We start from the raw sequence: 14301 nt of genomic DNA on the forward strand, positions 1-14301 counted from the left end.
TTGTTTTTGAGCGATAGGCCGGTCGCCTGAGTCGGGATGGATGCGGGTTGTCAAAAGGCTTCTCGGTATTTCCCGTCGGAACTATCGTCGATGATGCTCAGGTAGCTGGCGTATCTCGATTCGCTTATCTCGTGATTTTCGAGAGCCTTCAACACCGCACAGCCGGGTTCGTGCCGGTGGGTGCAGTCGCTGAAGCGGCATCCCCGCGAAATCTCGAATATCTCGGGGAAGAAGTGAGCCACCTCGCTTGGGTTGAAGTCGATGGTGCCGAACCCCTTGATGCCCGGGGTGTCGATGAGGTATCCCCCTTGAGGCAGCGGGTACATCTCGGAGAAGGTGGTCGTGTGCATGCCCTTGTGGTGGGCGGTCGATACGGCACCGATTCTGATTTCGACACCGGGCAGGATGCGGCTGATGATGGTCGATTTCCCCACCCCCGAGTTGCCCGATAGCAGGGTGATGCGATCTTTGAGCGAGTCGGTGATGAAGTCGAACCCCTCGCCCGTGGCGGCCGACACGCAGCGGCACTCGTAGCCGATGGAGCGGTAGAGGTGGCAGAGTGCCTCGGCATACTCCCGGTCGTCGGGGGTGAAGGTGTCGCACTTGTTGATGACGATGTGCACGGGTATGCGGTAGGCCTCGGCCGTGGCCAGAAAGCGGTCGATGAAGGTGGTCGAGGTGAGGGGCGAGTTGACGGTGACCACAAGCAGGGCCAGGTCGATGTTGGCGGCGATGATGTGCGACTCTTTCGACAGGTTGGAGGCCCGGCGTATGATGTAGTTCTTCCGCTCGTGTATGCGGGTGATGAAGGCGGTATGGTCGGGGTTCATCTCGATGTCGACCCGGTCGCCCACCGATACCGGGTTGGTACTGCGTATTCCCTTCAATCGGAAATTCCCCTTGATTTTGCACGGTATCGACTCGCCCGCATCGGTGCGCACGATATACCAGCTACCCGTATTTTTGATGACAAGCCCTTCCACGTAATCGGTTTTTAGGTTACAAATGTAGCAGAAAGTTTTGGAAATGGAAATAAAAAGGAGGTGAGCCTGTGGTTTTTCGACCCGGCTCACCTCTTGTACGGCCAACACGTGGGTGTTGTTATACGGTGAGAATCTCTTTCTCTTTCTCGGCGAAGATGTCGTCGATCTTCTTCATGTATTTGTCGTGCAGTTTCTGGGCCGAAGTTTCGCCGTCTTTGGCTACATCTTCCGACATGCCCTCTTTCTGGGCCTTTTTCAAGGCGTCGATTACATCGCGGCGGGCGTTACGTACGCTCACTTTGGCATTTTCGGCCTCTTGTTTCGACTGTTTCACGAGCGCTTTGCGTCGTTCCTCGGTCAACGGGGGAATGGAGAGCCGGATAATTTCGCCGTTGTTCTCGGGGGTGATGCCCAGCTCGGAGTCGAGAATGGCTTTTTCGATAACCCGGAACATCGATTTTTCCCACGGGGTGATGACGATGGTGCGGGCGTCGGGCACCGAAATGTTGGCTACATTCGAGAGCGGGGCCTGGCTGCCGTAGTAGTCGACCCGTATGCCGTCGAGAATCCGCGGGTTTGCTTTACCGGCCCGGATGTGAGCCAGAGCCTCGTCGAGGAATTCGATAGCCATAGACATTTTTTCTTCGGCCGTGTTGAGATATGTTTTTACGTCGTCCATAATAAAGTAGGGTTGAAAAGTTTCTAATAGTTTTGTGAACAAATGTACTCTTTTTTTCGAGAATGACCAAGCGGGCCGGTTAATATACCAGGGTGCCGATGTTCTCGCCCGACAATACCTTTTTCAGGTTGCCCACGGTATCCATGTCGAATACGATGATGGGCAGGTGGTTCTCTTTGCAGAGGGTGGTGGCGGTGAGGTCCATTACCTTCAGGCCGCGGGTGTAGATTTCGTCGTAGCTGATCTTGTCGAACTTCACGGCGGTGGGGGCTTTCTCGGGGTCGGCCGTGTAGATGCCGTCGACGCGGGTACCCTTGAGCATCACGTCGGCTTCGATTTCGATACCGCGCAGGGCCGAACCGGTGTCGGTGGTGAAGAAGGGGTTGCCCGTTCCGCACGAGATAATGGCGATTTCGCCCTTCTGCATGGCCTCGATGGCTTTCCACTTGCTGTAATGCTCGCCGATGGGGAACATGTTGATGGCCGTGAATACCCGGGCCTTTTGGCCTACCTTCTCGAGCGCCGAACTCAAGGCCAGGCTGTTGATGACAGTGGCCAACATGCCCATCTGGTCGCCTTTCACCCGGTCGACCCCTTGGGTCGTTCCGCTCAATCCGCGGAATATGTTGCCGCCGCCGATGACGATACCGATTTCGATACCCATCCCGGCAATCTCTTTGATTTGCGAGGCATACTCGGTTACCCGTTTTTCGTCGATGCCATATTGTTTTTCACCCATGAGCGATTCGCCGCTCAGTTTCAGGAGTATTCTTTTGTAACGATTGCTCATAACCACTCTGTGTTTGTCAGTTTTATTGGTTTTCAAAAATAGTGAATTTTTATTATTCTCTGACTTTTGGGTCGCAAATTCTGTGAGAAAAATGGCAGTTTCGTTTTTTTAGCCACTTCTTTACCGATATTCCGCTGCCGAATGCGTATATTTGTCCAGTGATAATATCTCCGATTAAGCGTATGAATATGAGGCGGGTAATAGGTCTGTTTCTGTTTTGTGCCACTCTTTTGCCGATGTGGGGCGAACTGCCGTATCGCACCGTGTTGCGGAAGGCCGACGACCATTTTGTGAATGCCGAGTGGCGCGATGCCCTTGCCATGTACGACACGCTGCTCGAGCGTCGACCCGGTCGGGTGAAAACCTATGTCGATGCGGTGGTTGCTTCGGCCATGATCAACGACTCGGCGGCTATCATGCAATATGTGGTGCGGTCCGAGATGCAGGGGCTCTCGCTCGATTCGCTCTTTACGGGCATCGATGTGTGCTCCCGGGCCATCGGGCAGACCGGCGTGTATGAGCAGGTGCTGCTGCTGGTCAAGAGCGAGCAGCCGTGGTTCACACGTGTCGCGAATAATTATCTGTTGGGCTATTACGAGTTCCGGCACGATGCCGCTCACACGCTGGCTATTGCCGATGAATTGCTGGAGGTGATGCCCCGTCAGGTCAACTACCTGAAGTCGAAGGCCAACGCCCTGCTGCTGGCCGGCGACAGCGAGGCCGCTGTCGAGGTGCAGAAGTCGATTCTGCAAATCGACTCGCTCGACTTCGATGCCAATCTTTTTCTGGGTAGCTACTATGCCGTCAAGGGGCAGGAACGACTCGATTCGATAGATACCCGTTATCTCGAGGAGGTGGGGCAGCCACCGGTGCAGGCCTCGTACTATCGCGAGGCCAAGCGCGAGGTGCTCGCTGCCGATATTGCTGCGGCCCGCCGCTACTTTACAACGGCTGCCCAGACTCGCAGCAACCGCTATTTGAATGACCAACTGGCCCGGCTGGACGGGCTGACCGACGAGCTGCCCCAGCTCAGCGGCATTGTGAAACCGCTGCTCTGGCGGTTAAAGCAGGAATGATACCTCTTTGAAGGCAAAGCGCCGCTCTTCGCCCGTATCGGTCGTGAGTATCAGGTGGCCGTCGGGTTCTACCCCTGTAATCGAAGCATAAAAGGTTTCGCCCTCGCTGCAATAGGGATACACTCCGTCGTTGCGGTAGAGGGTGGCGGCATACTCTTCGCGCAGCGCCTGGACCGAGCCGATGTCGAATGTTTGCAGGTAGCGGGTGCGGAAAGCATCGACAAACTGGTCGAGAACCGCCTCGATGTCGTAGGTATGACCCGTAATCTGGAACAGCGAAACGGGGTTGGGAGCATCGCTCACGAAAGTTGCTTGGTTGATGTTGAGTCCTATGCCCACGATGGAGCGGGCAAAAGTGGTGCCGCTCAATACATTTTCGATGAGGATGCCGGCTATCTTCTTGTCCTCCCAGTAGATGTCGTTGGGCCATTTGATGGAGAAGCCTGTGGCATAGCGGCCGAGCAGGTCGGTCATGGCCAGCGAAACGGCCTGCGAGAGCAGAAACTGTTGGTTGGCCGGGATGTGTTCGGGGCGCAGCAGCAGGCTGAAGGTAAGGTTCTTGCCCGGTTCCGATTCCCACGAGTTGCCCCGTTGTCCACGTCCGGCCCGTTGGGTATCGGTGTAGACGATATGGCCCTCGGGCAAGTGCCGGTCGGTATCGAGTTGTTGCAGATAGGTGTTGGTCGAAGCGGTTTCGACCAGGTGGTCTTTGGTGAAAATTATCTCTTTGGTTTCCATTGCGTTTGCAGATGAATGTTAACAGTTAAGAGGGGCGAGAAAGGCATCTTCGATATGCTCGATTTCGAAGCTGTCGTTATTGCCCACAAGGGTGATGATGTCGAATCGCACCTCGAACGGGATATTGAACAGGCGTATGTAAGCATCGGTAGCCCGCACGATATTCTTGATTTTGCGCAGGGTCACCGCCTCTTCGGGGCGTAGAAAGTCGAGACTGCTGCGGGTCTTCACCTCGACTACGACGAGGGTCGTGTCGCGATAGGCCACCAGGTCGAGCTCCATCTTCCCGCTGCGCCAGTTGATGTCGCGAATGATGTACCCCTTTGAGATGAGGTATTCGGCCGCCCGTTCTTCGCCGGTCTTTCCCAATTGGTTGTGTTGTGCCATAGGCTTGCGATTGGGTAGCGAATATACGAAGATTCGGCGGGAATCGGAAGCCGGAGTGCAGATAAAGTGAAAGAGAATAGGGGGAAAATGGTTTTTAAGCGTTATCTATTCAATTATTCAATAATAGTTATATATTTGTGCAGGAGTATGTAATCCGTAAGAATAGAAGAGATATGAAAAACAAGTGGATTGTACCGGCTATCATTGTAGCCTTGGGCCTGTTTTTGTTGGGCCAGCGTATCGAGAGTGGCATCGTCAAGTCGAAAGAGGCTGTGCGAACGGTCTCGGTGAAAGGCCTTTCGGAGCGGGAAGTCCCGGCCGATCGGGTCATCTGGCCGCTGGTATATAAGGAGTTGGGCAACGATTTGAGCTCGATATACCGGGCGGTGAATGCCAAGAACAAAATCGTGATCGATTTCTTGAAATCGAATGGTATTGGCGAGAACGAAATTTCGGTGGCCCCTCCCAGCATCGTCGACATGCAGGCCGACCGATATAGCAACCTCAATAATCCGTATCGCTACAACGTCACCTCGGTTATCACCGTTTCGTCGAATCAGGTCGACAAGGTGCGCGAGCTCATTGTGAAACAGGCCTCTCTGCTGGAGCAGGGGGTAGCCATCGTGTCGGGCGACTACCAGTACAACACGCAGTTCCTCTTTACCAAGTTGAACGAATTGAAACCCGAGATGATTGCCGAGGCCACCCAGAATGCCCGTATCGCCGCCGAGAAGTTTGCCAAGGATTCGGACAGCAAGCTGGGCAAAATCTCTTCGGCCTATCAGGGGCAGTTCTCTATCGAGGATCGCGATGCCAATACACCTTATTTAAAACACGTGCGCGTAGTGACCTCGGTGGTTTATTACCTGAAAGATTGATTGAAATTGTTTTATGCGTTAACTTTGCGGAGAGTCCTTGAGTCGGTAGCGACCGGGGATTCTCCACTTTTTTTATAAGTGCAACAGAATGATGGACGATAAAGAAAAAGACGAGCGATATATGCGGATGGCCTTGCAGGAGGCCCGGGCGGCTTTCGAGGCTGGCGAAATTCCGGTGGGGGCCGTAGTGGTGTGTAAGAACCGTGTAGTAGCCCGGGCCCATAACCTGACCGAGTGTCTGGGCGATGTGACGGCTCATGCCGAGATGCAAGCCATCACCTCGGCGGCCGCTTCGTTGGGGGGCAAGTATCTGACCGACTGTACCCTCTACGTTACCCTGGAGCCTTGTGTAATGTGTGCCGGGGCTATCGGATGGTCGCAGTTGTCGCGTGTCGTCTTCGGGGCCGGCGACGACAAGCGGGGTTACCGCCGCTTTGCTCCCGAAGCCCTGCACCCCAAAACCCGCGTCGAGTCTGGTATTCTGGCCGACGAGTGCGCCGCCTTGATGAAGAGCTTTTTCAAACGGCGGAGGTAGGTTACAGACCGAAGCAACGGTGTATGAGCGGGGAAGGTATTTTCTTGATGATTTTGGCAACGAGTACCGGGAGATAGATACCTATGAGAATGCTGGCCAGATAGAGAGTCCAATAGGAGACCTCGGAATGGGGGATTTTCGTGTATACGATTCGAATGGCTATTTGCGGGAAGATACCCAGTAAAAAGATTTGGAATGTATAATCTCTGAACGAAGCAAACAGCCGAGGTGTCAAAGGTGCCAGATTAAGAGCTAAAGAGGTTGAAGCGAGTATGCCCGAGAGATTTAGTAGCAGCCTGGGGCATCCCGGAATAAGCGTAAAGGCACAGAATAGAGCCAATAGCACGATGAATATCCAAGGTGTGCTCAGGTATTGGTGCAGGTGAAATTGACAAAAGAGTATCCCCAGACAAAAGAAAATCAGCATATAAGCCACATTGGAGAGGCAGAGCAACTCAATATCGGCAGGAAAAAATAGATTCAGTGCGATACACCCCAATAAGAGTATTCCAATCTTGAAGGGACTTGTAATCATATATTTCAAGAGAGGGTAGGTAAGCATGATAATAAAGAGAGTTGCGACAAACCACATTTCGCTTAAGGGATTGCTCCCCGGATACAGGAAACTGTTGACAAACTGCGAAATTGACAACTCCACAGGGCGTTTCATAAACGGGGCAAATGCAAATTTCACTGCAAATGTGAACAGCGTGAAGAAGAGAAACGGAATACCTAATCGTTTGAGCTTATCGATAACTACATTTTTATAAGCGATATTGCGGCTTATTTTGGTATAATAGAAAAGGAAGCCCGATATAAACATGAACAGGGGCATGTGGAAACTGTAAATAATTGTTTCGATGGCTGCGCTTACCGGGGTCTCGGGATTCTCAAAGGTTCCGGTGAGCGTGATGTGCCCGACGACGACCAGCAGCATGCTCCATCCTTGCAGTATCTGGAGCCATGTAATTTTTTGTTTCATGTGGGGGTAGTAACAGTCTTTTTTTATAAAACAAAAAAAATCTGTATTTATTGTATGTTTTTCTCGTTTGTCGGCTGGCTTTCGATTTTTACCAGGGATGATTGTAAGTGATTATTATCGAAATAGTTTGCAGAGAAAAAAAGATTTCGTATCTTCGCACCGATTTTAACAGACCATATAATGTCTAACTTAGTAATCAAAAAATCAATTATTTAAACAACATGAGTGAAGAACTGAAAAATGGCCCGGTAGAAAATTTCGACTGGGACGCCTATGAAAATGGCGAAGTGTATGGCGACAAAAGCCACGACGAATTGGTAAAAACTTATGACCAATCGCTGAACACCGTTAAAGACAAAGAGGTAATCGAAGGTACGGTTATCGCCCTGAACAAGCGCGAGGTAGTCGTAAACATCGGTTACAAATCGGATGGTATCATTCCGATGAGCGAATTCCGCTACAATCCCGATTTGAAAGTGGGAGACAAAGTAGAGGTTTATATCGAAAATCAAGAAGACAAGAAAGGACAATTGGTTCTGTCGCACAAGAAAGCCCGCGCTACCCGTTCTTGGGATCGGGTTAACTCGGCTCTCGAAAACGACGAAATCATCAAGGGTTATATCAAATGTCGTACCAAGGGCGGTATGATTGTCGATGTATTTGGCATCGAAGCATTCTTGCCCGGTTCTCAAATCGACGTGAAACCCATCCGCGACTACGATGTATTCGTAGGTAAAACGATGGAATTCAAGGTGGTTAAAATCAATCAAGAATTCAAGAACGTGGTTGTTTCGCACAAGGCTCTCATCGAGGCCGAGCTCGAGCAACAGAAGAAAGAGATCATCGCCAAACTCGAAAAAGGTCAGGTTCTCGAGGGTACCGTCAAGAACATTACCTCGTATGGTGTATTCATCGACCTGGGCGGCGTAGACGGTCTGATTCACATCACCGACCTCTCTTGGGGCCGTGTTTCGCACCCCGAAGAGGTGGTTTCGCTCGACCAGAAACTCAACGTCGTTATCCTCGACTTCGACGACGAGAAGAAACGTATCGCTCTGGGCTTGAAACAACTGCAACCGCATCCCTGGGATGCTCTCGATCCCAACCTGAAAGTAGGCGACAAAGTAAAAGGCAAAGTCGTTGTGATGGCCGATTACGGTGCATTCGTCGAAATCGCTCCGGGTGTAGAGGGTCTTATCCACGTTTCGGAAATGTCGTGGTCGCAACACCTGCGTAGCGCTCAAGACTTCATGAAAGTGGGCGACGAGGTAGAGGCCGTAATCCTTACGCTCGACCGCGAAGAGCGCAAAATGTCGCTGGGTATCAAACAACTCAAACCCGATCCCTGGGAAAATATCGAAGAGAAATATGCCGTTGGTTCGCGTCACCACGCCAAAGTTCGCAACTTCACCAACTTCGGTGTATTTGTTGAACTCGAAGAGGGCGTAGACGGTCTTATCCACATTTCGGACCTCTCTTGGACGAAGAAAATCAAACACCCCTCGGAGTTCACTCAGATCGGTGCCGACATCGAAGTTCAAGTGCTCGAAATCGACAAGGAGAACCGTCGTCTCAGCCTCGGTCACAAACAACTCGAGGAGAATCCTTGGGACGTATTCGAGAACATCTTTACCGTTGATTCTATCCACGAGGGTACAATCGTCGAGATGCTCGACAAGGGTGCCGTTATCGCATTGCCTTACGGTGTAGAAGGTTTCGCTACTCCCAAACACCTGGTAAAACAAGACGGTACGCAAGCTCAACTCGAGGAGAAACTCCCCTTCAAGGTTATCGAGTTCAACAAAGACGCCAAACGTATCATCCTCTCGCACAGCCGTATCTTCGAAGATGAGGCTAAGGCTGAGGCCAAGAAAGAATCGGCTGCCAAGAAAGCTGCCAAGAAAGCTGCTAAGGCCGAGGATACGATTGTAACTCCGCAAGTTGAGAAGACGACGCTGGGCGACATCGACGCTCTGGCTGCTCTGAAAGAGAAACTCGAAGCCGAGGACAAAAACAACAAATAATCGTTGTGAAGTAATCGACAAATGACTCTATACCGATAGGCCGGCAATTTTGCCGGCCTATCTTTTTATCGGGGTATCGTATTGTCTGAAGTAACGTATCTGCTCGAAAAGGGTTATCTTTGTAGATATTGTATACCGTCAGAAGTTATGGGAAAATTTGAAATCAATGTTTTGGGATGCGGCTCGGCCTTGCCTACCTTGCGTCACTACCCGAGTACTCAGGTGCTCAATCTGCGTGACAATCTGTTTATGATCGATTGCGGCGAGGGGGCGCAAATCCAGTTTCGCCGCATGCACCTGAAGTTTACCCGGCTGGGGCACATCTTCCTGAGTCATCTGCACGGCGACCACTGTTTCGGGCTTATCGGCCTGATTTCGACCCTGTCGTTGCTGGGGCGCACGGGCGAGCTGGTGATTCATGCCCACCCGCAGGCCGAGGCGGTTTTCCGTCCGCAACTCGACATCTTTTGCCGGGAATTGCCCTTTGCCGTGCGGTTCGAACCCGTCGTGCCCAATTGTTCGGAGGTAATCTACGAAGATCGTTCGATACGGGTACGCTCCTTGCCGTTGATTCACCGGGTGCCCTGCTCGGGCTTCCTTTTCGAGGAGAAGCCGGGGCAGCTTCATCTGCGGGGCGATATGGTGAAGTTCTACGACATACCCGTCTACCGGAGAGCCGAAATCAAGGCCGGTGCCGACTACACGACCCCCGACGGGCAGACCATACCCAATGACCGACTCACCACCCCGGCCGACCCGCCGCTACGCTATGCCTATTGTTCCGACACGGCCTACAACGAAGCCCTCATTCCTTTGATTGAAGGGGCCGATTGCCTCTATCACGAAGCTACGTTTGGCGACGATGCCGAGGAGTTGGCTCGCCTTACCTGCCATTCGACAGCTCGTCAGGCCGCTCGTATTGCCCGGGCTGCATCGGTCAAACAGTTGGTGCTGGGCCATTTTTCGGCTCGGTACGAAGATGAGCAGCCCCTTTGCGACGAAGCCAGCCAGGAGTTTACCCCCTGCACCCTGGCCCGGGAAGGAATGAAGATTGTTTTGGGCCGATGAGCCGCATAAACAAAAGTGAGGATGAAATTGTTATTCCAATATCGATTTTCTTGGAGAATTGGCAAGAAAAGCATAAAAAATACATTGAGTATTAAAAATAAAGAAAAAATGTATTAACTTTGCATCGGATTAAAACAATGTGTTTTCAAGTTGTTTAATTTAAACGTAAAAAAGAATGAACGTAGAAGTTATTGGAACATGGGCAGGCCAAGTTTGGAATGCTTTGCATGAGTCGGGTAAACTGACTGTAAAAGGTCTGAAGAAAGCGACTAAACTGAAAGAAAAAGAAATTTATGCCGCCCTGGGCTGGTTGGCTCGCGAAGGTAAAGTGAGCATCAGCGAAACAGAAGCTGACGTAGAAGTTGTATTGCTCTAATAGAAGACGCAGTACGGAAGTTATAAATCGAGGGCACGGGATTTTTCCCGTGCCCTCGATTGTTGTTGACCGGGGCGGTAGAATAAACAAAAGGGCGTCATCGGCTGTTTAGTAAGCAAGAAACTAAAAAACGAACAGCTATGAAAGAAGCCCTTGTACCGATAAAACCCGAGGTGGTCGTGAGAGTAATCGAGTGTGGCCCGCTGCGTATTGGCGGGCATGTGCGCATCCAGTTTTCCGATGGCAGTATGGTCGTAAAGCAGCGAGCCTTCATGTGCCGTTGCGGCAAGTCGGCCAACCAGCCGTTTTGCGACGGTTCCCACGCCAAGAAATAGCCGTTGCCGGTTCTTCCGGCCGAGGCCGACCTCATCCTTCATCAGGGAGAGGCCGGCATTTTTTATGGATAGTGCAGAGGGGTAGACCGGGTTCGACCCGAGCCCAAATGAAAACCCGTGGTTTTCATTTGCCTCAGCGCTCACCTTTCACTATCTTTGAAGAAGATAGGGAGCGGCTCGGTATAGCCAAACCTCGAAAACTGTGTTTTCGGTTTGTCACTACTCTCACCTTTCGCTATCTTTGAAGAAGATAGGGGGCGGCTCGGTATAGCCAAACCTTGAAAACTGTGTTTTCGGTTTGTCTCTACTCTCACCTTTCGTTATCTTTGAAGAAGATAGGATGCGGTTCGGGATAATCAAACTCGAAATTTTATTTCGGTTTGCTTCTCCTCTCACCTTTCACTATCTTTGTAAAGAAAAACATACAACAGCATAATAGATTATGGTAGAAATTGGAACGGTACTGACCCCTGTCGGTAAAAAAGCATTGCTCTGCGGAAGCGGAGAGTTAGGAAAAGAGGTTGCAATCGAGTTGCAACGCTATGGTGTAGAGGTGGTTGCCTTGGATAAATATGCCAATGCACCGGCCATGCAGATAGCTCATCGCAGCCACGTGCTGTCGATGCTCGACGGTAAGAAACTGCGCGAAGTGATCGAGGAGGAGCGCCCCGATTACATTATCCCCGAGGTAGAGGCTATTGCTACCGATACGTTGGTGGCTCTCGAGAAAGAGGGCTACTCGGTTACCCCTACGGCTACGGCTGCTTACCTGACGATGAATCGTGAAGGCATACGCCGCCTGGCTGCCGAGCAACTGGGTTTACCCACCTCGCCCTATCGGTTTGCCTCGACTCGCGAAGAGTTCGAAGCTGCCGTGCAAGAGATTGGCATGCCTTGCGTGGTGAAGCCCATTATGAGTTCGTCGGGTCACGGACAGAGTGTCGTACGTACCGCCGATGACATAGACCATGCCTGGCACTATGCCCAGGAGGGTGGCCGTGCCGGAGCCGGTCGGGTGATTGTCGAAGGTTTCGTGAAGTTCGACTACGAGATTACCCAGCTCACCGTGCGTCACTCGGCCGGGACTACCTTCCTCAAACCCGTCGGCCACATACAGGTCGATGGCGACTATCGGGAGTCGTGGCAACCGCAAGCCATGTCGCCGAAGGCACTGGAACGAGCTCAGGAGATTGCCCGCAAGATTACCGACGCCCTGGGCGGTTACGGTATCTTCGGGGTCGAGTTGTTCATCAAGGGCGACGACGTGCTCTTCAGCGAGGTATCGCCCCGTCCGCACGACACCGGTATGGTGACGATGATTTCGCAAGACCTCTCGCAGTTTGCCCTGCATGCCCGCGCCGTGTTGGGCCTGCCCGTTCCCGGCATTCGCTTCTACGGTCCCTCGGCCTCGCGTGCCATTGTGGTCGAAGGCGATACCGACAAGGTGGTATTCGGCAATCTCGACCAGGTACTCGCCGAAGAGGGTGTGCAGATACGTATCTTCGGTAAACCCGAAGTGGTGGGCCACCGCCGTCTGGGTGTGATTCTGGCTATCGCCGATACCGTAGAGGAGGCTCGCGCCAAAGCCGACCGTGCCTACAAGAAACTGCAGATAAAAGTTCTGCCCCGATAAAACTCTGCTATTTATACCGAGAGCGTTTTATGCCTGTGGTTAGAGTTGGGTAAGTTTTTAGGTTCTGAATATACTTTCTGTATATTTGGAACCTGTTTTTTTATCATGGAGAGAATTTTTTTTGAGGAATATATACTTACTACTAAGTAGAATTTTTTATCTTTGTGCCATGACCACGACAAAAGATGCGATAGTACGTTTGGGAAGTGAGTTTATACGCTCTATGGGGTATAATGCGTTCAGCTATTCCGACATATCCAAGACCTTGGGTATAAAGAATGCGGCCATACACTACTATTTCCCTTCCAAAGGCGATTTGGGCGAAGAGATTATTCGACGTAATATTTCGGCATTCAGGCAGTTGGTGGCTGGTTGGGGAGGCTTGACCTATCGGGAGCAATATTACAATTATATCCATATGCACGATGGTTTCGTGTCCAATCATTGGGTTTGTATTGTAGGGGCTTTGGCTCCATCTTTCGATACGCTGCCCGAGAAGATGCAGCAAAAGTTGCAGGAGTTGGTAGAGTTGATACTAGATTGGCTTACTCGGTTGTTGGAAGCCGGGCAGCAAGCGGGAGAGTTTTCTTTTCAAGAGCCTCCAGCCATTAAGGCCTGTATGGTTCACTCGACCATGTTGTCGGCTTTGCAAATGAGCAAAGTGCTCGGTCATCGGGTGTATGAGTCGATACAAGAGGGTATGCTGAATCTGTGAGAAAAATCGGAATTTGTGAATAGAATTTTTTTACGTTGTAAACTTACTTGCTAATAAGTATAAATATGAATGCCATAATTGAATCGATAGGGATTTATCACCCTGTACAGAAAGTGTATAATGATTTTTTTGAAAAGCGGCTGGAGACTTCTGACCAGTGGATTCGCGAACGAACGGGAATAGAGAGCCGCTTTTTCTGTTCTCCCGATGAGTACACAAGCGATATGTGTGTCCAGGCAGCAAAGAACCTGTCGGAAACTTACCATAAGGATTTAAGCGATGTCGACTTTATTATCGTGGCTACAACGACCCCCGATCAGGTGGTTCCCAATGTAGCCAGTCAGATTCAGGATCGGCTGAATATTTCACAGGCCGGAGCCGTCGATTTATCTTCGGCATGTGCCGGTTTTTGCAACGGATTGATTTTGGCCAAGGGCCTGATTGCAGCGGGGACACATCGGAAGATTTTGGTCTTTGGAGCCGATGTGTTATCGAAAGTAACAGATTTTGCCGACCGCACTACCTGTATTTTGTTTGGCGATGCCGCCGGGGTTGTATTGGTTGAGCATTCTGAAGAGAATACTCTGTTGGAACCCTTGACGGGAACCCACGGTGAATTTGGGAAAGACTTGTATTTGAGCAGCCAAAAGAGCTTCATTAACGGCGAGGCTGTGGTGGCAAATAACAAGTTGCATCAGAACGGTCGTGTGGTCTATAAGTGGGCGATACAGACCTTGTCGAGCGGGTTGAAATCTTTGGCCGAGAAGAATGGATTCTCCTTGGACAAGGTCGATTTTTTCGTTCCTCATAGTGCCAATTACCGAATGTTGGAAGTGGTGTTCCAGCAGTTGAATATTCCCATGGAGCGCTGCCTGGACAGTGTGAGACGGTATGGAAATACCTCGGCGGCGTCTATCCCTTTGGCCTGGTACGAAGGGATTGTGAGCCGTAAGGTGCGAGTAGATGATACACTGTTGCTGATGGGGTTTGGGGGAGGCTTTACGTATAGCGGAATAGGAATTAAGAACAAGATAAAGCGAGTGTAGTATGAGTAAACAAGACAAGCCCCGGGAGCATTGCTCTCGGGGCTCGTCATATATAA

Annotated in this window: 16 protein-coding genes; 10 read left to right on the top strand and 6 right to left on the bottom strand. The window is 51.2% G+C overall.

All coding sequences use genetic code 11. From position 1 onward, the window contains the following. Positions 1-50: 50 nt before the first annotated feature. The 3 genes from rsgA to pyrH all read right to left on the bottom strand — a co-directional run bounded on the left by rsgA (position 51) and on the right by pyrH (position 2452). Entirely contained in the window at positions 51-983 is a 933-nt protein-coding gene (gene rsgA, locus Q1K76_RS04745) for a ribosome small subunit-dependent GTPase A (RefSeq protein WP_300131415.1), read from the bottom strand. A gap of 118 nt (positions 984-1101) precedes the next feature. Beyond that, on the bottom strand, positions 1102-1662 hold the full coding sequence (frr, locus tag Q1K76_RS04750; protein WP_300131418.1) for a ribosome recycling factor: 561 nt from the start codon (positions 1660-1662) through the stop codon (positions 1102-1104). A gap of 79 nt (positions 1663-1741) precedes the next feature. Beyond that, the gene (gene pyrH, locus Q1K76_RS04755; protein WP_300131421.1) at positions 1742-2452 is read right to left on the bottom strand and encodes a UMP kinase; all 711 of its coding nucleotides are present in this window, start codon (positions 2450-2452) and stop codon (positions 1742-1744) included. Positions 2453-2640: 188 nt separating this feature from the next. Between pyrH and Q1K76_RS04760 the strand changes: the two genes are divergently transcribed. After that, positions 2641-3528: a hypothetical protein gene (locus Q1K76_RS04760; protein WP_300131424.1), complete on the top strand. Its 888-nt coding sequence runs from the start codon at positions 2641-2643 to the stop codon at positions 3526-3528. Here Q1K76_RS04760 and Q1K76_RS04765 read toward each other — a convergent pair. Both Q1K76_RS04765 and Q1K76_RS04770 read right to left on the bottom strand, forming a co-directional pair. Then, on the bottom strand, positions 3514-4266 hold the full coding sequence (locus Q1K76_RS04765) for a biotin--[acetyl-CoA-carboxylase] ligase (RefSeq protein WP_300131427.1): 753 nt from the start codon (positions 4264-4266) through the stop codon (positions 3514-3516). The two genes, Q1K76_RS04760 and Q1K76_RS04765, sit on opposite strands and share 15 nt — an antisense overlap. Before the next feature lie 18 nt (positions 4267-4284). Continuing rightward, positions 4285-4653 carry a YraN family protein gene (locus Q1K76_RS04770; protein WP_087409305.1) on the bottom strand — a complete coding sequence of 123 codons (369 nt, stop codon included), beginning with the start codon at positions 4651-4653 and terminating at the stop codon, positions 4285-4287. A 173-nt stretch (positions 4654-4826) separates the two neighbouring features. Here Q1K76_RS04770 and Q1K76_RS04775 point away from each other — a divergent pair, with 173 nt between their 5' ends. Together Q1K76_RS04775 and Q1K76_RS04780 are read left to right on the top strand one after the other, a co-directional pair. Next, positions 4827-5531, top strand: coding sequence for an SIMPL domain-containing protein (locus Q1K76_RS04775; protein WP_087409306.1), 705 nt, complete (start codon positions 4827-4829; stop codon positions 5529-5531). 91 nt (positions 5532-5622) lie between these two features. After that, on the top strand, positions 5623-6066 hold the full coding sequence (locus tag Q1K76_RS04780) for a nucleoside deaminase (RefSeq protein WP_298663117.1): 444 nt from the start codon (positions 5623-5625) through the stop codon (positions 6064-6066). 1 nt (position 6067) lies between these two features. On the opposite strand, the gene Q1K76_RS04785 is transcribed toward Q1K76_RS04780, so the two are convergent. Then, positions 6068-7048 (bottom strand): acyltransferase family protein, encoded by a 981-nt coding sequence (locus Q1K76_RS04785; protein ID WP_298663103.1) that lies wholly within the window; start codon positions 7046-7048, stop codon positions 6068-6070. A 221-nt stretch (positions 7049-7269) separates the two neighbouring features. Here Q1K76_RS04785 and rpsA point away from each other — a divergent pair, with 221 nt between their 5' ends. The 7 genes from rpsA (at position 7270) to Q1K76_RS04820 (ending at position 14245) form a co-directional block, all read left to right on the top strand. After that, positions 7270-9072: a 30S ribosomal protein S1 gene (rpsA, locus tag Q1K76_RS04790; protein ID WP_087409308.1), complete on the top strand. Its 1803-nt coding sequence runs from the start codon at positions 7270-7272 to the stop codon at positions 9070-9072. 147 nt (positions 9073-9219) lie between these two features. Then, complete coding sequence (locus tag Q1K76_RS04795; RefSeq protein ID WP_300131432.1) at positions 9220-10140, top strand: ribonuclease Z; 921 nt, start codon at positions 9220-9222, stop codon at positions 10138-10140. 175 nt (positions 10141-10315) lie between these two features. After that, positions 10316-10516, top strand: coding sequence for a winged helix-turn-helix domain-containing protein (locus tag Q1K76_RS04800; RefSeq protein WP_087409310.1), 201 nt, complete (start codon positions 10316-10318; stop codon positions 10514-10516). A 140-nt stretch (positions 10517-10656) separates the two neighbouring features. Further along, positions 10657-10851, top strand: coding sequence for a CDGSH iron-sulfur domain-containing protein (locus Q1K76_RS04805; RefSeq protein ID WP_087409737.1), 195 nt, complete (start codon positions 10657-10659; stop codon positions 10849-10851). A gap of 442 nt (positions 10852-11293) precedes the next feature. After that, entirely contained in the window at positions 11294-12484 is a 1191-nt protein-coding gene (gene purT, locus Q1K76_RS04810; protein WP_300131436.1) for a formate-dependent phosphoribosylglycinamide formyltransferase, read from the top strand. A 169-nt stretch (positions 12485-12653) separates the two neighbouring features. Continuing rightward, entirely contained in the window at positions 12654-13199 is a 546-nt protein-coding gene (locus tag Q1K76_RS04815) for a TetR/AcrR family transcriptional regulator (protein ID WP_300131439.1), read from the top strand. A gap of 65 nt (positions 13200-13264) precedes the next feature. Then, on the top strand, positions 13265-14245 hold the full coding sequence (locus Q1K76_RS04820) for a ketoacyl-ACP synthase III (protein WP_300131441.1): 981 nt from the start codon (positions 13265-13267) through the stop codon (positions 14243-14245). Positions 14246-14301: the final 56 nt, after the last annotated feature.

Source organism: uncultured Barnesiella sp. (assembly GCF_946496565.1).
Classification (GTDB): Bacteria; Bacteroidota; Bacteroidia; order Bacteroidales; family Barnesiellaceae; genus Barnesiella; species Barnesiella merdigallinarum.